The organism is Elioraea sp., assembly GCF_022842375.1.
Classification (GTDB): domain Bacteria; phylum Pseudomonadota; class Alphaproteobacteria; order Acetobacterales; family Acetobacteraceae; genus Elioraea_A.
Genome location: NZ_JALHPR010000004.1, coordinates 28,375 through 48,709, shown reverse-complemented (window position 1 = coordinate 48,709; position 20,335 = coordinate 28,375). Strand labels below are relative to the sequence as shown.

General features: G+C 69.0%; 17 protein-coding genes. All 17 read left to right on the top strand.

Annotation, left to right across the window (positions count from 1 at the left end):
• Complete coding sequence (locus tag Q0C38_RS05095; RefSeq protein ID WP_291295986.1) at positions 1-777, top strand: type III pantothenate kinase; 777 nt, start codon at positions 1-3, stop codon at positions 775-777.
• Positions 777-2,459: a ribonuclease J gene (locus Q0C38_RS05090; protein ID WP_291295985.1), complete on the top strand. Its 1,683-nt coding sequence runs from the start codon at positions 777-779 to the stop codon at positions 2,457-2,459. The genes Q0C38_RS05095 and Q0C38_RS05090 overlap by 1 nt, the downstream gene beginning before the upstream one ends.
• A gap of 12 nt (positions 2,460-2,471) precedes the next feature.
• Complete coding sequence (locus Q0C38_RS05085; protein WP_291295984.1) at positions 2,472-2,720, top strand: DUF1467 family protein; 249 nt, start codon at positions 2,472-2,474, stop codon at positions 2,718-2,720.
• Between the two features lie 390 nt (positions 2,721-3,110).
• Positions 3,111-3,458 carry a hypothetical protein gene (locus tag Q0C38_RS05080; protein WP_291295983.1) on the top strand — a complete coding sequence of 116 codons (348 nt, stop codon included), beginning with the start codon at positions 3,111-3,113 and terminating at the stop codon, positions 3,456-3,458.
• A gap of 87 nt (positions 3,459-3,545) precedes the next feature.
• On the top strand, positions 3,546-4,868 hold the full coding sequence (gene proS / locus Q0C38_RS05075; protein ID WP_291295982.1) for a proline--tRNA ligase: 1,323 nt from the start codon (positions 3,546-3,548) through the stop codon (positions 4,866-4,868).
• Between the two features lie 5 nt (positions 4,869-4,873).
• A complete protein-coding gene (locus Q0C38_RS05070; protein ID WP_291295981.1) occupies positions 4,874-6,124 on the top strand; it encodes a lipoprotein-releasing ABC transporter permease subunit in 1,251 nt (416 codons plus the stop codon).
• On the top strand, positions 6,117-6,797 hold the full coding sequence (locus Q0C38_RS05065; protein WP_291295980.1) for an ABC transporter ATP-binding protein: 681 nt from the start codon (positions 6,117-6,119) through the stop codon (positions 6,795-6,797). The genes Q0C38_RS05070 and Q0C38_RS05065 overlap by 8 nt, the downstream gene beginning before the upstream one ends.
• A gap of 39 nt (positions 6,798-6,836) precedes the next feature.
• The gene (gene dnaE / locus Q0C38_RS05060) at positions 6,837-10,274 is read left to right on the top strand and encodes a DNA polymerase III subunit alpha (RefSeq protein WP_291295979.1); all 3,438 of its coding nucleotides are present in this window, start codon (positions 6,837-6,839) and stop codon (positions 10,272-10,274) included.
• 236 nt (positions 10,275-10,510) lie between these two features.
• Entirely contained in the window at positions 10,511-11,326 is an 816-nt protein-coding gene (rpsB, locus tag Q0C38_RS05055; protein ID WP_291295978.1) for a 30S ribosomal protein S2, read from the top strand.
• A gap of 53 nt (positions 11,327-11,379) precedes the next feature.
• Entirely contained in the window at positions 11,380-12,282 is a 903-nt protein-coding gene (gene tsf / locus Q0C38_RS05050; RefSeq protein WP_291295977.1) for a translation elongation factor Ts, read from the top strand.
• A gap of 2 nt (positions 12,283-12,284) precedes the next feature.
• Positions 12,285-13,049 carry a UMP kinase gene (pyrH, locus tag Q0C38_RS05045; protein ID WP_291295976.1) on the top strand — a complete coding sequence of 255 codons (765 nt, stop codon included), beginning with the start codon at positions 12,285-12,287 and terminating at the stop codon, positions 13,047-13,049.
• A gap of 94 nt (positions 13,050-13,143) precedes the next feature.
• Positions 13,144-13,719, top strand: a complete 576-nt coding sequence (frr, locus tag Q0C38_RS05040; protein WP_291295975.1) for a ribosome recycling factor — start codon at positions 13,144-13,146, stop codon at positions 13,717-13,719.
• A 142-nt stretch (positions 13,720-13,861) separates the two neighbouring features.
• Positions 13,862-14,536: a polyprenyl diphosphate synthase gene (gene uppS, locus Q0C38_RS05035; RefSeq protein WP_408870009.1), complete on the top strand. Its 675-nt coding sequence runs from the start codon at positions 13,862-13,864 to the stop codon at positions 14,534-14,536.
• 10 nt (positions 14,537-14,546) lie between these two features.
• Positions 14,547-15,392 carry a phosphatidate cytidylyltransferase gene (locus Q0C38_RS05030; protein WP_291295974.1) on the top strand — a complete coding sequence of 282 codons (846 nt, stop codon included), beginning with the start codon at positions 14,547-14,549 and terminating at the stop codon, positions 15,390-15,392.
• Between the two features lie 10 nt (positions 15,393-15,402).
• Complete coding sequence (gene dxr / locus Q0C38_RS05025) at positions 15,403-16,626, top strand: 1-deoxy-D-xylulose-5-phosphate reductoisomerase (protein ID WP_408870008.1); 1,224 nt, start codon at positions 15,403-15,405, stop codon at positions 16,624-16,626.
• Positions 16,627-16,706: 80 nt separating this feature from the next.
• A complete protein-coding gene (gene rseP / locus Q0C38_RS05020) occupies positions 16,707-17,870 on the top strand; it encodes an RIP metalloprotease RseP (RefSeq protein ID WP_291295973.1) in 1,164 nt (387 codons plus the stop codon).
• 107 nt (positions 17,871-17,977) lie between these two features.
• Positions 17,978-20,335, top strand: a complete 2,358-nt coding sequence (gene bamA, locus Q0C38_RS05015) for an outer membrane protein assembly factor BamA (RefSeq protein ID WP_291295972.1) — start codon at positions 17,978-17,980, stop codon at positions 20,333-20,335.

Here is a 20,335-nt window from a genome sequence, read left to right as displayed (position 1 = left end):
ATGCTGCTGGCGATCGACGCGGGCAACACGAACATCGTCTTCGCCGTGTGGGACGGCACGTCCTGGCGCGGCCGCTGGCGGCTCGCCACGCAAGCCAACCGCACGGCCGATGAGTATGCCGTGTGGCTGACGCAGCTGATGAGCTGGGCTGGCCTCGCGCGCACCGATATCAGCCGTGCGGCCATCGCATGCGTGGTGCCCGCGGCGCTCTATAACCTGCGCAACCTGTGCAAGGTGTGGTTTGGGCAGGACCCGCTGGTCGCCCGCGCCGCGGGGCTCGACTGGGGATTCCCCGTGCTGGTCGACAATCCGAACGAGGTCGGCGCCGACCGGCTTGTGAATGCGCTTGCCGCCCATGCGCGCTACAAGGGGCCGCTGGCCGTGGTGGATTTCGGAACAGCCACCACATTCGATGTGGTGAGCCGCGACGGCGCCTATCTCGGCGGCATCATCGCCCCTGGCATCAACCTCTCGCTCGAGGCGCTGCACAGGGCGGCGGCACAGCTGCCGCGCGTGGCGATTTCGCGCCCGCAGGCCGTGATCGGGCGTTCAACTGTTCCCGCCATGCAGGCGGGCATCTACTGGGGGTATGTCGGCTTGATCGAGGGATTGGCCAAGCGCATCGAGGCGGAGCTCGGCGAACGCATGAAGCTGATCGCGACGGGCGGGCTCGCGCCGCTGTTCGCCGACGGCACGGCAGCGATCGAGCATCTCGACCCTGACCTGACGCTGGATGGCCTCGTGCTGCTGGCTGACCGAAACCGGCCGGCCTCCTGATGCGCCCCGATCTGCCGCGCCCCGGCCTCGTGACGCGGACCGGCCCCGACGGTCTTGTCTTCCTGCCGCTCGGCGGCACGGGCGAGATCGGCATGAACCTCAACCTTTATGGCTGCGACGGTGCGTGGCTTGCCATCGATTGCGGCCTTGGCTTCGCCGAGAGTGCCAGGCCCGATGTCGACATCATGGTGCCCGACCCGGTGTTCATCGCCGAGCGGCGGGCGGATCTCGTCGGCCTCGTCATCACCCATGCACACGAGGACCATGTCGGCGCGGTCGCCTGGCTCTGGCCGCAGCTCGAATGCCCGGTCTACGCAACGCCCTTCGCCGCCGCCGTGCTGCGCCGCAAGCTGGCCGAGCGTGGCCTCGTCTCGCAGGTGAAGCTGATCGAGTACGCGCCCGGCAGCAGCCTCACGCTTGGCCCCTTCGGCCTGCGCTTCGTGTCGATGGCCCATTCGGTGCCCGAGGCGCAGGCCGTGGCCATCACCACGCCCCACGGCCGCGTTCTGCACACAGGCGACTGGAAGCTCGACCCCGACCCGCTGGTCGGCCCGCGGACTGACGAGGCAGCACTCGCCGAGATCGGGGCATCGGGCGTCGACGTGCTGGTGTGCGACAGCACCAACGCGATGGTGGAGGGCCATTCCGGCTCGGAAGCCGATGTGCGCCGCAACCTCGCCGCGCTGGTGCGCGGCTTGCGCGGGCGCGTCGCCTTCACCTGCTTCTCCTCCAACATCGCGCGGATCGAGAGCATCGCGCTCGCTGCCCACGCGTCGGGGCGGAGCGTCGCGCTCGTCGGCCGGTCGCTCCGCAACATGGCGGCTGCGGCGCGCGAGACGGGGTATCTGAGCAGCATCCCCGGCTTCGTCGATGAGGAGGAGGCAGGCTACCTTCCGGATGACAGCATCGTCTTCATCTGCGCCGGCAGCCAGGGTGAGCCGCGCAGCGCGCTGTCGCGCATCTCGGCCGATACGCATCCCAATGTCGCGCTCGGCGAGGGCGACACGGTGATCTACTCCTCGCGCGTCATTCCGGGGAACGAGCGCGGCATCCTGATGGTGCAGGATGCGCTCGCCCGCCGCGGCGTGACGGTGATGACGGATGCCGACCACATGGTGCATGTGTCGGGCCATCCGGCGCGCGACGAGCTCCGCCGCCTCTATCGCATGGTGAAGCCGAAACACGCGGTGCCCGTTCATGGGGAGTGGCGGCACATGAGCGAGCATGCGGCGCTCGCCCGCGAGATGGGGGCCGTGCCGCACCTGATCGAGGATGGCGACATGCTGCGCCTCTCCCCCGGCACGCCCGAGGTGATCGAGAGCGTTCCCTCCGGCAGGCTCGCGGTCGATGGGTCGCGGCTGATCCCGGCCGATGGACCCGTGCTCGCCGAGCGTCGGCGGATGCTCGACAGCGGGCTGGTCGTCGCCTCGCTCGCGCTCGACCGCGCCGGTCGCGTGGTGGGTGATCCCGTGGTCTCTGCCCCCGGCCTGTTCAGCGAGGAGGAGGCGGGCAGGGGAACGCTGGTGCGCGAGCTTGGTGCCGCCGTCGCGGGCCTGTCGCACGGCGCGCTGCGCGATGACGACCAGGTGCGCGAGGCGGCGATGTCGGCGCTACGGAGTGCCGTTCGCCGCGCCGCGCCTCAGAAGCGGCCGATGGTGTCGGTGCATGTGCTGCGTGTGTGAGGGGGTGGGGTCATGAATTGGTTCACCGGTCTCATCGTCTATGCGCTGGTGTGGTGGCTCACGCTGTTCGCCGTGCTGCCATTCTGGACGCGGCCCGTCGCCGACCCCGAGAACCCTGAGCATTTCCGCGGCGCGCCGGAACGGCCGCTGCTGCTGCGCAAGGCGGTCGCCACCACGGTGGTGGCAGGCATCATCTGGCTCGGGATCTGGGCGGTGATCGAATCCGACCTGATCAGTTTCCGCGCGCTCGAGGCTGGCTGACGGCCGGATTCGGCTGGGTGCCTGCAGGATAGCCCACGGCCTGACGCAATTTTGAGCAGGCTGATGAGGGTTTGCGCAAATGCCGTCAGGGTGTGGCAAAAACTGCCGAAATTCGCGGCGAAACAGCTTGCCGGAAACGGGGCAAGCGACAAAAATCAACGGCAGGAAGAGGGTTGTCCTCTTCCTGCCGTGTGACTGGCGTTTCCTCCCTAAACTTGGGCCGCGCAGCCGTAGAGGCGCGCGGCCTTTTTCTTGTTAGCGTAACGGTAACCCCGCGTCCATAGTCTTGTTGTGATGATCGTGCGCTGCACCGCAGCAAAACAGGCAGAAAATTACCTGATGCGCGCCGTAACCATTGCGTTTGTGTCCGTCACCATGTTCGCGTCCTGCGTGTATGAGGCCGCTGCACAGGCCCGGCTTTCGCCCGAGGATTGCCGGCGCGTGACGGCGCATGTGCCCGACCAGTCCGTCGCGTTCCAGCCTGGCGTCGGCGCCGGCGGGCGCCGCGTTGCCCCGGCCGATCTCTCGCCCCCGCAGCAGATCGTGCCGCAGACGCCGACGATCTATCTCGGCGTCGACCTCCAGCGCCGCTTCGGCCTCCCGCGCGATGTCGTGGCCGACCTGCCGATCGGCATCGTCACGGTCGAGGGCAACCAGCTTTTCCTGAACGGCCGCCCGCTCGGCCCCGAGGACCGGTCATCCCTCGCGGCAGCGTGCGCGGCGTCGCGGAACCGCTGAGCGCGCGACCCTCGATCGGGGCCACCTTCCACGCGGCCCACCCGCCCTCTATTGTGCGCGGCCTTCAACCAAGGGGCCTCACCGCGCATGCGTCTCTCACGCTACTTCCTGCCGACGCTGAAGGAGAATCCGTCCGAGGCGCAGATCGTCTCGCATCGGCTGATGCTGCGCGCCGGCATGATCCGCCAGCAGGCAGCGGGCATCTACTCCTGGCTTCCCTTCGGCCACCGCGTGCTCACCAACATCGCGCGCATCGTGCGCGAGGAGCAGGACGCGGCCGGCTGCCACGAGATCCTGATGCCGACGATCCAGCCGGCCGAGCTCTGGCGCGAAAGCGGGCGGTACGACGACTACGGCCGCGAGATGCTGCGCATCACCGACCGTCACGAACGGGAATTGCTGTACGGGCCCACGAACGAGGAGATGGTCACCGACATCTTCCGCAGCCATGTGCGCAGCTACCGCGACCTGCCGTTGAACCTCTATCACATCCAATGGAAGTTCCGTGACGAGGTGCGCCCCCGCTTCGGCGTGATGCGCGGCCGTGAGTTCCTGATGAAGGATGCGTACAGCTTCGACCTCGACAAGCCGGCCGCGATCGCTGCCTACAACAGGATGTTCGTGGCCTATCTCCGCACTTTCGCGCGGCTCGGCCTGAAGGCGATCCCGATGCGCGCCGACACGGGGCCGATCGGCGGTGACCACAGCCACGAGTTCATCATCCTCGCCGAGACCGGCGAGAGCCAGGTGTTCGTGCACGCGGACCTCGTGGCGCGCGATATCCTCGCCGAGGGCGTTGACTATGCCGCCGACCTCCAGCCGGTGGTGGACAGCTGGACGTCGCTCTACGCCGCGACCGACGAGAAGCACGACCCCGTCGCCTTCGGCGCGCTGGCCGACGGCAAGCGCATCGAGGCGCGCGGCATCGAGGTCGGGCACATCTTCTATTTCGGGACGAAATACTCCGGGCCAGACGCGATGAACGTCACTGTGCAGGGCGCGGACGGCAAGCCACTGCACCCCGAGATGGGCAGCTACGGCATCGGCGTCTCGCGCCTCGTCGGGGCGATCATCGAGGCGAGCCATGACGAGGCGGGCATCATCTGGCCGGAGAGTGTCGCGCCCTTCCGCGTCGGGATCATCAACCTGAAGCCGGGTGATGCGGCAGCGGATGCGATGGCAGGCGAGATCTACGACGCGCTGCGCGCGGCCGGCACCGACGTGCTCTACGATGACCGTGACGAGCGCGCCGGCGTGAAGTTCGCCGACATGGACCTGATCGGCCTGCCCTGGCAGGTGATCGTGGGCCCCCGCGGGGCAAAGGAGGGGCGCGCCGAGATCAAGCGCCGCCGCGGCGGCGAGCGGCACGAACTCGACAAGGCGGCGATCCTCGAGCGCCTGCTGGGCTGATCGCGATGTTCGGGCCATTCGAGCGGCTCGTTGCCTTCCGCTACCTGCGGGCGCGGAAGGCGGAGGGGTTCGTCTCGGTCATCGCCGGGTTCTCGCTTGCCGGCATCGGGCTTGGCGTCGCCACGCTGATCATCGTGATGAGCGTGATGAACGGCTTCCGCGCGGAGCTGTTGGGCCGCATCCTCGGCCTCAACGGGCATCTCGGCGTCTACGGCATCGGCCAGACGCTCGAAGGGTACGATGCGCTGGCGGAACGAATCCGCACGGTACCCGGCGTGCGTTCCGCCACGCCGATCGTCGAGGGCCAGGTGCTCGGCACCGGCGAGCGCGGCGGCGGGGCGGGCGTTCTCGCCCGCGGCATCGCGCCTGACCAGTTGCGCGCACGCAGCATCATCGCGGGCAACATCATCGCTGGCTCGCTCGACGAGTTCGGCGGCGATGATGCGATCATCGTCGGCTCGAGGCTGGCGAACCGCCTCGGCGTGAGGGTGGGGGAACGTCTGTCCCTCGTCTCGCCGCAGGGGCAGGTGACGGTGTTCGGCACGGTGCCACGCATCCGCGCCTATCGCGTGGCGGCGCTCTTCGAAGTGGGCATGTTCGAATACGACAATTCCTACGTGTTCATGCCGCTCGAAGCCGCCCAGGCTTATTTCGCGACGGGCGATGCCGCCACGCAGATCGAGGTGTTCGTCACCGACCCTGACCGCGTGCGCGAGATCAACCGCGCGATCCGCGCGGCGGTGACGGACCGGCCGATCAGGCTGCTCGACTGGCAGCAATCCAACAGCGCGTTCTTCGCCGCGGTGCAGGTCGAGCGGAACGTGATGTTCCTGATCCTGACGCTGATCATCATCGTCGCCGCGTTCAACATCGTGAGCTCGCTGGTGATGCTGGTGAAGGACAAGGGGCGCGACATCGCGATCCTGCGCACCATGGGCGCCTCGCGAGGGGCGGTGATGCGCATCTTCCTGATGTGCGGCGCCTCGATCGGCGTTCTCGGCACTGTGTTCGGCGTCTCGCTCGGCCTTTTCATCGCCGCCAACCTCGAATCGATCCGGCAATGGCTGCAGGGGCTGACGGGCCAGGAGCTGTTCCAGGCCGAGATCTACTTCCTCTCGCGCCTGCCCTCGGTGGTCGACCCGTGGGAGGTGGCGCAGGTCGCGGCGATGGGGCTTGGGCTGTCGCTGCTGGCCACGCTCTACCCGAGTTTCCGCGCTGCGCGCCTCGATCCTGTAGAAGCGCTCAGGCATGAGTGACGCACCGCTGTCGCTCACCGGTGTCGTCCGCCGTTTCCGGACGGGGGACGGCACGCTCGAGGTGCTGCGCGGGGCGGACCTCACGTTGCAGGCCGGCGAGATCGTCGCCCTCGTCGCCCCGTCGGGTGCGGGCAAGTCGACGCTGCTGCACATCGCGGGCCTTCTCGAGAAGCCCGACGAGGGCGTGGTGCGCGTCGCCGGCCGCTCCACCGCCGAGATGTCGGAGGCAGAGCGCACGACCGCCCGCGGGGGCGCGATCGGCTTCGTCTACCAGTTCCATCACCTGCTGCCCGAGTTCTCGGCGCTCGAGAACGTGGTGATGCCGCAGATGATCATGGGCAAGGCAAAGGGCGTGGCGGAAGCGCGCGCGCGCACGCTGCTGACGCAGCTCGGCCTCGGCCAGCGGCTGTCGCACCGCCCCGCGCGGCTGTCGGGCGGCGAGCAGCAGCGCGTGGCGATCGCGCGCGCCCTCGCCAACGAGCCTGCCGTGCTGCTGGCCGATGAGCCCACCGGCAACCTCGATGCGGGAACGGCGGATGTCGTGTTCGGCGAGCTTCTCGCGCTGGTGCGCGGCCACCGCACCGCGGCACTCGTCGCCACCCACAACCCAGAGCTCGCCGCGCGGATGGACCGCACCGTCACGCTGCGCGAGGGACGGATTGTCGCAGCGTAGCCGCTGACAGCCGCACCCGACTCGCGGCACACTGCGCCGATGCAGAGCCCTTTCATCCACCTCCGCGTCCATTCCGCCTATTCGCTGTCGGAAGGGGCGATCAAGGTCGACAAGATCCCGACGCTGGCGCTCGAAGCGGGCATGCCTGCCGTGGCGCTGACTGACACGGCGAACATGTTCGGCGCCCTCGAATTCTCCGATGCCTGCGCGAAAAAGGGCATCCAGCCGATCCTCGGCCTCACCCTGCCGCTGCTGCTGCCAGGCCGCACGCTTCGCCCCGGCCTGCCGCCGCCGAAGCCGGAACGCATCGGGCTGCTCGCCGCGAACGAGGTGGGGCTCGCCAACCTGATGCGGCTTTCCTCCCGCGCCTTCCTCGATCCGCCGGCAGGGGCCGATGCGTCCGTGCCGGTCGAGGTGCTGTGCGAGCACGCGGAGGGGCTGTTCCTGCTCACCGGCGCGGGCGAGGGGCCCTTGGGCCGCATGCTTGCCGAAGGCCAGGTCGACGCAGCGACGGCGCTGATGGAGCGTTTCGCGCGTGCTTTCGGCGATCGCACCCTGGTCGAGATCACGCGCCTCGGCACCGCGCGCGATGCCGAGACGGAAGCAGGCTTCCTGATGCTGGCGGAACGTTTCGGCCTGCCGATCATCGCGACGAACCCCTGCTACTTCGCCACGCCGCAGATGGCCGAGGCGCATGACGCGCTGCTCTGCATCGCCGAGGGCCGTGTGCTCGCCGAACAGGAGCGCCGGCGCGCGAGCCCCGAGCAGTGGTTCAAGCCGGGGGCGGCGATGCGCGAGGTGTTCGCCGACCTGCCCGACGCGATCGACAACACAGAAGCCGTCGCACGCCGCTGCGCGGTGATGGCGCTGCCGCGCAAACCCCTGCTGCCCGTTTCCAGCAAGGTGGGCGAGGGGCAGAACGAGGCGGAGACGGTCGCCGCCATGGCGCGCGCAGGGCTCGATGCCAGGCTCGAGGCGATGGGTGCTGATGCTGCGAAGCGCTCGCTCTACACCGAGCGTCTCGACTATGAGCTCGGCGTGATCGAGCGCATGGGCTTCTCCGGCTATTTCCTGATCGTGGCCGATTTCATCCAGTGGGCGAAATCGAACCGCATCGCGGTCGGGCCCGGCCGCGGCTCGGGGGCTGGTTCCGTCGCTGCCTGGGCGCTGACGATCACCGATCTTGACCCGATCCGCTTCGGCCTGCTGTTCGAGCGTTTCCTGAACCCCGAGCGCGTGTCGATGCCCGACTTCGACATCGATTTCTGCCAGGACAGGCGCGACGAGGTGATCGCCTATGTCCGCCGCGAGTATGGCGAGGATCGCGTCGCGCAGATCATCACCTTCGGCAAGCTCCAGGCCCGCGCCGTGGTGCGCGATGTCGGCCGCGTTCTCGCCATGCCCTATGGCCAGGTGAACCGCATCGCCGAATTGATCCCCAACAACCCCGCCAAGCCGGTGACGCTGAGCCAGGCGATCGACGGCGAGCCGCAGCTCAGGCGCATGCGCGATGATGATGAGAGCATCAAGCGCCTGCTCGAGATCGCTTTGCAGCTCGAAGGCCTCTACCGCCATGCCTCGACGCATGCCGCCGGCGTGGTGATCGGCGACAGGCCGCTGATCGAGCTCATCCCGCTCTACCGCGATCCGAAATCCGACATGCTGGTGACGCAGTACGCGATGAAGCATGCCGAGATGGCAGGCCTCGTGAAGTTCGACTTCCTCGGCCTCAAGACGCTGACGGTGCTCGAACGCGCGGTCGCGCTGCTGAAGGGCCTCGACATCACCGTCGATCTCGCTGCGCTGCCGCTCGACGATGGGCCGACCTACGCGATGCTCGCCAAGGGCGATGCGGGCGGGGTGTTCCAGTTCGAAAGCCAGGGCATGCGCGATGTGCTGCGCGCCATGCGCCCCGATCGGTTCGAGGACCTGATCGCGGCCGTCGCCCTCTACCGCCCGGGCCCGATGGCGAACATCCCTGCCTATTGCCAGCGCAAGCACGGCGAGGCCTGGGAAGCACCGCACCCTGCGATCCATGACGTGCTCGCCGAGACCTACGGCATCATGGTGTACCAGGAGCAGGTGATGCAGATCGCTCAGGTGCTCGCCGGCTACTCGCTCGGTGCGGCCGACCTGCTGCGGCGTGCGATGGGCAAGAAGATCCGCTCCGAAATGGAAGCGCAGCGCAGGATCTTCTGCGACGGCGCCGAGGCCAAGGGCATCGCGCCCGAGAAGGCCGCCGAGATCTTCGACCTGATGGAGCGCTTCGCCGATTACGGCTTCAACAAGAGCCACGCGGCGGCCTACGCGCTCGTCTCGTACCAGACGGCCTGGCTGAAGGCGAACCACCCGGTCGCGTTCCTCGCCGCGTCGATGAGCCTCGACATCACCAACACCGAGAAGCTGGCCGCGCTGAAGCAGGAGGCGGAGAGCCAGGGCATCACGCTGCTGCCGCCCGACATCAACCGTTCCGATGCCGATTTCACCATCGAGCCGCTGCCCGATGGCCGGCTCGCCATCCGCCACGCGCTGGCCGCGGTGAAGAAGGTGGGGTTCACCGCCATGCAGCAGGTGGTGGACGAGCGGCGGAAGGGCGGGCCGTTCCGCAGCATCGGGGCGTTCGCCAAGCGGATCGATCCGCGTGCGGTGAACAAGATGCAGATCGAGAACCTCGCCCGTGCCGGTGCGTTCGACGCGATCGAGGCCAACCGCGCGCGCCTGTTCGCCGGGGCCGAGGCGGTGATCCGCCGCGCGCAGTCAGCCGCCGAGGAGCGTGGGTCTGACCAGATCGCGCTGTTCGGCGCGATGCCGCAAGCCGAGCCCGATCTCCGCCTGCCCGACATCGCCGATTGGCCGGTGCACGAGAAGCTCGAGCACGAGGCGGAGGCGATCGGCTTCCACATGACGGCGCATCCGCTCGATGCCTATGCCCGCGCGCTGGCCCGCATCGGCGTCGTGCGCATCTCCGAGATCGCCACGCGCGTCGCTGCCGGGGCGGGGCGGCTCAAGCTCGCGGGCTCGGTGGTCGCGACCAAGGAGCGCGACACGAAAAGCGGCAGCCGCATGTGCTGGCTCCGCCTCTCCGACCCGAGCGCAAGCACGGAGGTGACGCTGTTCTCCGAGGTGCTGGGCCGGGTTCGCCCGCTGCTCCAGGCGGGTGTGCCGTTGCTGGTGACGGCCGATGCCAGGCTCGATGGCGAGACGCTCAGGCTCACGGCGGTCGATCTCGAGCCGCTCGAACAGGCAGCGGCGCGGTCAGGCAGCGGCATGCGGGTGCGCCTCGCGTCCGATGCCGCGCTCGATCCGATCCGGGCGATGCTGGCGGCGCTGCCGCGCGGGCGGGGGCGGATCACCTTCCTCGCCCCCTCGGGCGGACGCGAGGTCGAGATCGCGCTTCCAGGTGCGCACAGCATTACCCCGCCGGTGATCGAGGCCCTCGGCGCCCTGCCAGGGGTTGCGGCGGTCGAGGAAGTGTAGGCGGGGGTCTGCAACCCGTCGTTGTCATGCCCGCACTTGCCTTTCCGGGCGCCCTGGGGCATACCGCCGCGCAGCCACGCCGGGGGAAACCGCGGCGGGGCAATTCACACGCGGGGCGCCTTTCCCGCCGTCTCGCAGTCGGTTCTTGAACGAACGATAACGGGGGGCGGGTTCCGGTCGGCGCATGCCGATGGCTCCGCGGAGGCATAACCGGACGATCAAGGAAAGGTCAGGCCATGGCCCTGCCAGTGTTCACCCTGCGCCAGCTTCTCGAGGCCGGCGTTCATTTCGGCCACCACACCCGCCGGTGGAACCCGAAGATGGACCCCTACCTCTTCGGGATCCGCAACCAGGTCCACATCATCGACCTGCAGCAGACCGTGCCGATGCTCGCGCGCGCCATGCAGGCGGTGCGCGATGCGGTGGCCGGTGGCGGCCGCGTGCTGTTCGTCGGCACCAAGAAGGCAGCGGCCGAGCATGTGGCCGATGCCGCCAAGCGCTGCGGCCAGTACTACGTGAACCACCGCTGGCTCGGCGGCATGCTGACGAACTGGAAGACCATCCAGGGCAGCATCAAGCGCCTGCGCACGATCGAGGACCAGCTCTCCCAGGACGTCACCGGCCTCACCAAGAAGGAGACGCTGGTGTTGACGCGCGAGCGCGAGAAGCTCGAGCGTGCGCTGGGCGGCATCAAGGAGATGGGCGGGCTTCCCGACATCCTGTTCATCATCGACACGAACAAGGAAAAGATCGCGGTCGAGGAAGCGCGGAAGCTCAACATCCCCGTCGTCGCCGTGGTCGACAGCAACTCCGACCCCCAGGGCGTGACCTACCCGATCCCGGGCAACGATGACGCGATCCGCGCCATCACCCTCTATTGCGAGCTGATCTCGGGTGCAGTGCTCGATGGCATCTCGGCAGAGATGGTCGCCTCCGGCATCGACCTCGGCGCTGGCGAGGAAGTGCCCGACGAGGCGCTGCCGGAACCGGAAGCGATGCCGGATGCAACGCCCGCACCGGCCGAGGAACAGGCAGCCCAGCCGCAGGCCTGAGGCGGCGGGCTTCAGCCTCTGACACGCATCACGAGACGAACCGGGGACGAATGATGGCCGAAATCACGGCAGCACTGGTGAAGGAGCTTCGCGAGAAGACCGGCGCCGGGATGATGGACTGCAAGAAGGCGCTGAACGAGACGGGCGGCGACCTCGAGGCGGCGATCGACTGGCTGCGCAAGAAGGGCCTGTCGGCGGCCGCCAAGAAGGCCGGCCGCGTGGCGGCCGAGGGCCTTGTCGGCGTCTACGCCGCGGGCACGCGGGGTGCGATCGTCGAGGTGAACGCCGAGACCGATTTCGTCGGCCGCAACGAGACCTTCCAGGCCTTTGTCGAGACCTGTGCCAAGCTTGCCCTCGATGCCGGCGATGACATCGAGAAGCTGAAGGCCATGTCCTTCCCCGGCTCAGGCCGGACGGTGGCCGACGAGCTCACCCACCTGATCGCGGTGATCGGCGAGAACATGACGATCCGCCGCTGCGCGGTGCTGTCGGTCGGGAAGGGGCTGGTGGCGAGCTATGTCCACGCGGCACTTCGCCCCGGCATCGGCCGCATCGGCGTTCTCGCCGCCCTCGAGGGTGACGCGACGGAGACCGTGCTCGCGCTTGGCCGCCAGGTCGGCATGCATGTGGCCGCGGCCCAGCCGCAGGCGCTCGACATCACCTCGGTCGATCCTGCCTCGCTCGCCCGCGAGAAGGCGGTGCTGACCGAGCAGGCGCGCGTCTCGGGCAAGCCGGAGGCGATCATCGAGAAGATGGTCGAGGGCCGCGTGCGCAAGTTCTACGAGGAAGTCGTGCTGCTCGAGCAGGTGTGGGTGCATGACGGCGAGAGCCGCGTGAAGGCGGTTGTGCAGAAGGCCGGCGCCAACCTCACCGGCTTCGTCCGCTACCAGCTCGGCGAGGGCATCGAGAAGCAGGCATCCGACTTCGCGGCAGAGGTCGCCGCGGCGGCGCGCTGAGCATGAGCGACACGCCGGCCATCAGCGACCCTGGCAGCAGCGAGAAACCGGCACCGACGGCCTACAAGCGCGTGCTGCTCAAGGTGTCGGGCGAGGCGCTGATGGGCACGCGCGACTACGGCATCTCGACCGAGGTCGTCGGCAAGATCGCCGAGGATGTCGGCACCGTCGTCGCGATGGGCGTGCAGGTGTGCCTGGTGATCGGTGGCGGCAACATCTTCCGCGGCGTCTCGGGCGCTGCGGCGGGGATGGAGCGGGCGTCGGCCGACTACATGGGCATGCTGGCCACGGTGCTGAACGCGCTCGCGGTGCAGAACGCGCTGGAGAAGCGCGGGGTGCAGACGCGGGTGCAGTCTGCCATTCCGATGGCGTCGATCTGCGAGCCGTATATCCGCCGCCGCGCCATCCGCCACATGGAGAAGGGGCGGGTGGTGATCTTCGCCGCCGGCACCGGCAACCCGTTTTTCACCACCGATACCGCGGCGGCGCTGCGTGCGGTCGAGATGGGCTGCGATGCGCTGCTGAAGGGCACGCAGGTCGATGGCGTCTACTCCGCCGATCCGCGCAAGGTGCCGGACGCGACGCGCTACGAACGCCTCACCTATCACGACGTGCTTGCGCGCGACCTCGGCGTGATGGATGCCTCCGCCATCAGCCTCGCGCGGGAGAACGGGCTGCCGATCGTGGTGTTCTCGATCCACGCGCCGGGCGCGTTCGCCGAGGTGATGGCGGGGCGGGGTCGCTTTACGGTGGTGACCGACAACTGAGACTGGCTGGCGCGTCCCCGCCCGCGCGCGGTGCCGTGCCGCGAGAGAGACGCAGGACCAGAGGCCCAGGACCTAAGGCAGGGAGATCGCGACGATGGCAAAGCCCCCTCCGACACTCGACGACATCACCGGCGACCTGCGCCGGCGCATGGACGGCGCGCTCGACACGTTGAAGAAGGAATTCGGCGGCCTGCGCACCGGCCGTGCGAGCCCTGCCCTGCTCGAGCCGATCAAGGTCGAGATCTACGGCTCCGAGATGCCGATCACCCAGGTCGGCACGATCGGGGTGCCTGAGCCGCGCATGCTCACAGTCCAGGTGTGGGACCGCTCCGCCGTCACCTCGGTCGAGAAGGCGATCCGCGATTCGGGGCTTGGCCTCAACCCGTCCTCCGATGGCCAGCTGGTGCGCGTTCCCCTGCCGCCCTTGACGACCGAGCGTCGCAACGAGCTCGCCAAGCTCGCCGGCAAGTATGCCGAGGCCGCCCGCATCTCCGTGCGCGGCGTGCGCCGCGACGGGATGGAGACGCTGAAGAAGCACGAGAAGGACGGCGCGATCAGCCAGGACCTTCACCGTGACTGGACCGAGGCCGTGCAGAAGCTGACCGATGGCTACATCAAGAGGGTCGATGACGCCCTGGCGGCCAAGGAAACCGATATCAAGCAGCCCTGACAGTCGGCCTGCGCGCGTGGACGATCACAGGGAGCGGCGGGAGACGCCTGTGCAGAAGCCGCTCGAGAGCGTCGAGGTTGAGCCGGCGAACGGATCGCGCCCGGCGCAGTCGCGCCCGGTGCCGCGCCACGTCGCGATCATCATGGACGGCAACCGCCGATGGGCCAAGGGGCGCGGCCGCCCCGCTCTGTTCGGCCACCGTGCCGGGGCGGAAGCCGCGCGCCGCGCCGTCGATGCAGCGATCGATGCTGGCGTGCGCTGGCTCACCCTCTATGCCTTCTCGTCGGAGAACTGGCGTCGCCCGCAGGACGAGGTGGGCGGGCTGATGCGCCTGCTCCACCAGGGGCTCGAGCGCCACATGGATGAGATGATTGCGCGCGGGGTCCGCCTCCGCATGATCGGCGACCGCGCCAGGCTCGATGCCACCACGCGCGGCAAGATCGAGGAGGCGGAGGCCAAGTCGATCGGCAATCAGCGGCTCGACGTCGTGATGGCGCTCTCCTATGGCGGGCGTGACGAGATCGCCACGGCCTCGCGCCGCCTGGCGGAGGCGGTGAAGGCAGGCGCGCTCGACCCCACCGCGATCGATGATCAGGTGTTCGCCTCGTTCCTCTCCACCGCCGGCATGCCGGACCCAGACGTGATCGTCCGCACCTCGGGCGAACAGCGGCTGTCGAACTTCCTGCTCTGGCAGGGTGCCTATGCGGAACTCGTCTTCCTCGACGTGCTCTGGCCCGATTTCGACGCTGCCTGGTTCGGCCGCGTGCTCGAGGCCTATGCCGGTCGCGAACGGCGCTATGGCGCACGCCTCGGCTGAGGGACCCTCCGTGGGGGACGAGGCGAAGCGATGGCGCGACCTGCGCAAGCGCGCGCTGTCCGCTGCCGTGCTCGGACCGCTTGCGCTGCTCGCCATCTGGCTCGGGGCCGAGTGGTACACGCTGATGCTCGCCCTCGGCACGGCGATCCTGGCGTGGGAATGGGTGCATCTCTGCGGCAGGCGCGTGCGCACCCTGCCTGGGCTTGCCGTGCCGCTGGCGCTGTTCGCAGCCGGGCTCGCGGCGGTGGCGAACCTCCACCTGATGGCACTTCTGCTTCTGCCGGCCGGCGCTCTCGCCGCCACCTGGGCGGCGGAGCCGCGGCGCCTGCCCGGAAGCCCGGCACTCTGGCTAGGGGCAGGGGTGATCTATGTCGGCCTCGCCGGGGTGGGGCTGATCTGGCTGCGCGGCGGCGGCGAGGTCGGGCTGACGACGGTGCTGTTCATCGTCCTCGTCGTCTGGGCGTCGGATATCGGCGCCTACATGGTCGGGCGGCTGGCGGGCGGACCGAAGCTTGCCCCGTCGATCAGCCCGAACAAGACCTGGTCGGGGGCGGTGGGCGGGCTCGCCGCCGCCATCGGCGTCGGGCTCGCGGTCGCTGCCTGGGCTGACCCTGCAGCCTCCATGCTCCGGGTCGCGCTTGTCGCCGCCCTGGTCGGCATCGCCGCCGCGCTGGGCGACCTGTTCGAGAGCTGGATCAAACGGCACTTCCACGTGAAGGACAGTTCGGGTCTGATCCCCGGCCATGGCGGGCTGCTCGACCGGGTGGACGGGCTTCTGGCGGCGGTCCCCGCGGCGTGCGTGATCGCGCTCGCCCAAGGCATGCGGATGGGAGGGGAGCGGTACCTGTGGACATGACCGCATGGACATGACCGGCATGAAGGCGGCCGCGACATCGGCACAGGCGGCGCTCGGCGACGCCGGCGGCACGGCGGAACGGCGCGTGACCGTTCTCGGTGCCACGGGCAGCATAGGCCGCGCGACGCTCGACCTCATCGCCGACGCACCCGAGGGGCGGTTCTCCGTCCAGGCCCTGGTCGCCAACGGCAATGCCGAGGCGCTGGCAGCGGCGGCACGGCGTGTGCGCGCAAGACTCGCGGTGGTGGCTGACGCGGCAGCGCTGCCGGTGCTGCGTGCGGCGCTGGCAGGAACGGGGATCGAGACGGCGGCGGGGGCGGCAGCGGTGGTCGAGGCCGCCGCCATGCCGGCCGACTGGACGATGGCGGGCATCGTCGGTGCCGCAGGGCTCGCGCCGACGCTCGCCGCCGTGGCCCAGGGCGGCATGGTCGCGATCGCCAACAAGGAGTGCCTGGTCTGCGCCGGTGCCGCGCTGATCGCCTCCGCGCGTCGGGCGGGTACCATGCTTCTGCCGGTCGACAGCGAGCACAACGCGATCTTCCAGGCGATGGACAGCGCCGGCCCAGAGGGCGTGGAGCGCATCGTGCTGACGGCGTCCGGCGGGCCGTTCTGGAACTGGTCGCTGACGCAGATGGGCCAGGCGAGTGCCGCGCAGGCGGTGGCCCACCCGGTGTGGCGGATGGGGGCCAAGATCAGCGTCGATTCGGCGACGATGATGAACAAGGGCCTCGAGATCATCGAGGCAGCGCACCTGTTCGACCTGCCCGACGACAGGATCGACGTCCTGGTGCACCGCCAGGCGCTGGTGCACGGGCTTGTGTACTACCGCGACGGCTCCGTCGTGGCACAGCTTGCCCCGCCCGACATGCACACCCCGATCGCGCATGCGCTGGCCTGGCCAGGGCGAATGACGGTAGCGACCCCGCGGCTCGATCTCGCGGCGGCGGGCAGCCTCAGCTTCGAGAAGCCGGATGCCGAGCGGTTTCCCGCCCTTGGACTCGCCCGCGCCGCGCTGCGTGCGGGCGGCACGGCGCCGGCGGTGCTGAACGCGGCCAACGAGGTTGCCGTCCGCCTTTTCCTTGACGGGAGGATCGGCTTCCTGTCCATCGCAGCGATGATCGCGGCGGTGATGACCGAGGTCGGCGCGAGTCGAGCCGATGACCTCGAGGCGGTGCTTGCGGCCGATGCCGAGGCCCGCGCCGCGGCAGAGGCGCATGCAAGGACGTATGCCTGAGGTCGGCGTGGTTGCGCTGACATGACTGAACGCGTCGCTGACGGCCGGAGGCCGGTTCCGGCGCCGCAAGGAGGGTGATGGTGGAGGCTTTGTCGGGCCTGTTCGGCGGCGTGCTCGGCACGCTCGGGCCCTTCCTGCTGGTGCTCGGGGTGCTGATCTTCATCCACGAGCTCGGCCATTACCTCGCCGCCCGTTCCGTCGGCGTGCATGTCGAGGTGTTCTCCATCGGGTTCGGCCGGTCGATCGCCGGGTGGACGGCGCGGAACGGCACCTACTGGAAGATCGGCTGGATCCCGCTGGGCGGCTTCGTGAAGCTGCATGGCCAGGAGAGCCCGGAGGACCGCGTGGCGGTGGAGGCGGAGGCGCGCGCGAAGGGCGAGCAGGCGCCCGTCTGGCGCGCTGGGCAGACCTTCGCGGAGAAGAGTGTCGGCGCCCGCGCCTGGGTGGTGGCTGCCGGCCCCCTGGCGAACTTCCTGCTGGCCGCCGTGCTGCTTGCCGGCCTCTACGTCACGGCCGGCAGGCCCAACACCGCGGCCGTCGTCACCGCCGTGCAGGAGAACTCCGCTGCCGCACGCGCCGGCATCGCGGTCGGTGACCGGATCGTCGCGATCGATGGGCGGACGGTCACGCGGTTCGAGGAGGTGCAGGGCACCGTCCGCCTCCGCCCCGGCCAGGCGCTCGCGCTCGAGGTCGAGCGCGATGGCGGCCGCGTGCCGGTGACCGCGACACCCGACCGGCGCGAGCTGACGGATCGTTTCGGCAACATCCAGTATATCGGGCTGCTCGGCGTCTCGGGCGGCGTGCCCGAATACACGAAGCTCAACCCCGCCTCGGCGCTGATGGCCGGCATCGGCGAGACTGTGCGGCTGACCGAGCAGACGATGGTGGCGCTGTGGCAGATGATCACGGGCCGGCGCGGCACGGAGGAGATCGGTGGGCCGCTGCGGATCGCCCAGCTCTCGGGGCAGGTGGCGGAGGGCGGGCTCGCACCGCTGATCGGGCTGATGGCGCTGCTGTCCATCAACCTCGCGCTGATCAACCTCTTTCCGATTCCCGTGCTGGACGGGGGGCACCTGATGTTCTACGCGGCCGAGGCCATCAGGGGGCGTCCGCTCCCGGCACGGGCGCAGGAATACGGTTTCAGGGCTGGATTGGCGCTTTTGCTGGCCCTCTTCGTGCTTGCGACATGGAATGACCTCACGCAGTTGCGCGTGATCGACTGGGTCGCGGGCCTGGTCGGGTGACACCGCGCGGTGCTGCCGGTATTCTCGGCATCGCGTCGCGTCGCCGCCCTGGCGCCGCCGTGCAAGCAGGCTCCGTGCAGGGTGCGCCAGGTCGTATGTCGAGATCAGTGATCGCCGTCCTCCTCCTTGCCGCGCTTGCCGCGATCGCTGCTCCTGCGTCATCGCTTGCGCAGACCCAGCGCCAGCAGCCGACCCGCACCGCCCAGGCGGCCGGGCAGGTGCAGACACCATCGCTGGGCGGGCTGCCTGCCTCCGGCGGCATCGTGCGCGACGTGCGCATCGAGGGTGCGCAGCGCATCGAGCCGGCGACGGTCGCCTCCTACATGGTGATCCAGGCCGGAGATCCGTTCGAGGCCGAGCGGATGGATCGATCCATCAAGACGCTCTACGCGACCGGGCTGTTCCGCGATGTGTCACTCCGGCGCGAGGGCAACACCCTGATCGTCGACGTGCGCGAGAACCCGATCGTCAACCGCGTGGCGTTCGAGGGCAACCGCAGCCTGGGCGACGACGTGCTGCGCGGCGAGATCCAGATCCGCCCGCGCGCGGTGTTCACGCGCGCCGCCGCGCTGTCGGACCGCCAGCGCCTGCTCGACGTCTACGCCCGCCGCGGCCGCTATGCCGCGGCCATCGAGCCCAAGATCATCGAGCTCGAGCAGAACCGCGTCGATGTCGTGTTCGAGATCGCCGAGGGGCCGTCGACGCTGATCCGGCGCGTGAACTTCGTCGGTAACGAGCGCTTCAGTGCGAGCGAACTGAAGGACGTGATCGCGAGCCGCGAGAGTGCCTGGTACCGCATCCTCTCGACCGCCGACCAGTACGACCCCGAGCGGCTGAACTTCGACCGCGAGCTGATCCGCCGCTACTACCTCCGCTACGGCTACGCCGACGTGCAGGTCAGGAGCGCGGTGGCGGAACTTTCGCCTGACCGCGAGAGCTTCTTCGTCACCTTCACGATCGAGGAGGGCGAGCGCTACCGTATCGGCAAGGTCGACATCGACAGTCGCGTGCGCAACCTCGCCCCGGAGGCTCTCGCCGCCGCCATCACCTTCAAGGAAGGCGAGTGGTACGGGGCAGAGGAAATCGAGGCCAGCATCACGGCGATCGAGACGGCAGTTCAGAACGCCGGCTACGCCTTTGTCGAGATCCGCCCGCGTTTCCAGCGCAACCGCGAGGCGCGGACGGTTGACGTCACGTTCGAGGTGGCAGAGGGCCCGCGCGTCTTCGTCGAGCGGATCGACATCGTGGGCAACGTGCGCACCAAGGACAAGGTGGTCCGCCGCGAGTTCCGCATCGCCGAGGGCGATGCCTACAACGCCGCGCGCATGCGCCGCTCGCGCCAGCGCGTGCAGGACCTGAACTACTTCGGCAAGGTCGACATGCAGACGACCGAGGGCAGCGCGCCTGACCGCGCCGTCGTCACGCTCGAGGTCGAGGAGAGGGCGACGGGCGAACTCACGATCGGCGGCGGCTACGGCACCGATGTGGGCTTCCTCGGCACGATCGGGCTGCGCGAGCGCAACCTTGCCGGCACCGGCCTCGAGGCGCGCGGCGAGGTCACGCTCGGCCAGCGCCGCAGCCAGGTCGACATCTCGCTCACCGATCCGTACTTCCTCGACCGCAACCTCGTCGCCGGCGCCGACATCTTCTATATCGTGCGCGACAACCAAGACATCTCGGGCTACGACGAGGAACGCGTCGGCATCGTGTTCCGCATCGGCTACGCGATCAACGAGCACCTGCGGCAGAACTGGTCGTACTCGCTCGTCCGCCGCGACATCACCAACATCGACACCTTCGCCTCGATCTACATCAAGGACCAGGCGGGCCTGACCACGAACTCCATGGTCTCGCAGGTGTTGACCTATGACCGCCGCGACAGCCGCATCGACCCGACGGATGGCTACCTGATCCGCCTCGGCACCGACGTGTCGGGCCTCGGCGGCGACACGGGCTTCTTCCGCCCCCGGCTCGATGGAACCTACTACCAGCCTCTCGCGTTCCTGACCGGAAGCAGGCAGTGGACGCTGAGCGTGCGCGGCAGCGTCGGCTACCTGTTCCAATATGGTGAGCGCGAGCGGATCATCGACAATTTCTTCCTTGGCGGCGAGAATCTCCGCGGCTTCAAGATCGGCGGTGTGGGGCCGCGTGACCTGGCCTCCGACGATGCCCTCGGCGGCCGGTTCATCTGGACGCAGTCAAACGAGGTGCGGTTCCCGATGCCGTTCCTCTCGGAGGATCTCGGCGTGTTCGGCCGCGCCTTCGTCGATGTCGGCGGCCTCACGGATCCCGGTGTCTCCGGCATCGGCGTGGTTGATGACGGGAACCCACGCGTCGGGGCCGGCGTTGGAATCACATGGCGGTCGCCATTCGGCGTCGTGAACGTCGATCTGGCGCAGGCGGTCGTGAAGGAAAGCTACGACAAGACCGAACTGATCCGGTTCGGCTTCGGAACAAGGTTCTGA

Excerpts from the sequence above, each read along its gene's own strand:
- proS (WP_291295982.1), top strand. The coding sequence starts at position 3,546 with ATGCGTCTCTCACGCTACTTCCTGCCGACGCTGAAGGAGAATCCGTCC.
- Q0C38_RS05085 (WP_291295984.1), top strand. The coding sequence starts at position 2,472 with ATGAATTGGTTCACCGGTCTCATCGTCTATGCGCTGGTGTGGTGGCTC.
- Q0C38_RS05095 (WP_291295986.1), top strand. The coding sequence starts at position 1 with ATGCTGCTGGCGATCGACGCGGGCAACACGAACATCGTCTTCGCCGTG.
- frr (WP_291295975.1), top strand. The coding sequence starts at position 13,144 with ATGGCAAAGCCCCCTCCGACACTCGACGACATCACCGGCGACCTGCGC.
- Q0C38_RS05090 (WP_291295985.1), top strand. The coding sequence starts at position 777 with ATGCGCCCCGATCTGCCGCGCCCCGGCCTCGTGACGCGGACCGGCCCC.
- dxr (WP_408870008.1), top strand. The coding sequence starts at position 15,403 with ATGACCGGCATGAAGGCGGCCGCGACATCGGCACAGGCGGCGCTCGGC.
- Q0C38_RS05070 (WP_291295981.1), top strand. The coding sequence starts at position 4,874 with ATGTTCGGGCCATTCGAGCGGCTCGTTGCCTTCCGCTACCTGCGGGCG.
- dnaE (WP_291295979.1), top strand. The coding sequence starts at position 6,837 with ATGCAGAGCCCTTTCATCCACCTCCGCGTCCATTCCGCCTATTCGCTG.
- tsf (WP_291295977.1), top strand. The coding sequence starts at position 11,380 with ATGGCCGAAATCACGGCAGCACTGGTGAAGGAGCTTCGCGAGAAGACC.
- Q0C38_RS05065 (WP_291295980.1), top strand. The coding sequence starts at position 6,117 with ATGAGTGACGCACCGCTGTCGCTCACCGGTGTCGTCCGCCGTTTCCGG.
- pyrH (WP_291295976.1), top strand. The coding sequence starts at position 12,285 with ATGAGCGACACGCCGGCCATCAGCGACCCTGGCAGCAGCGAGAAACCG.
- uppS (WP_408870009.1), top strand. The coding sequence starts at position 13,862 with ATGGACGGCAACCGCCGATGGGCCAAGGGGCGCGGCCGCCCCGCTCTG.
- rpsB (WP_291295978.1), top strand. The coding sequence starts at position 10,511 with ATGGCCCTGCCAGTGTTCACCCTGCGCCAGCTTCTCGAGGCCGGCGTT.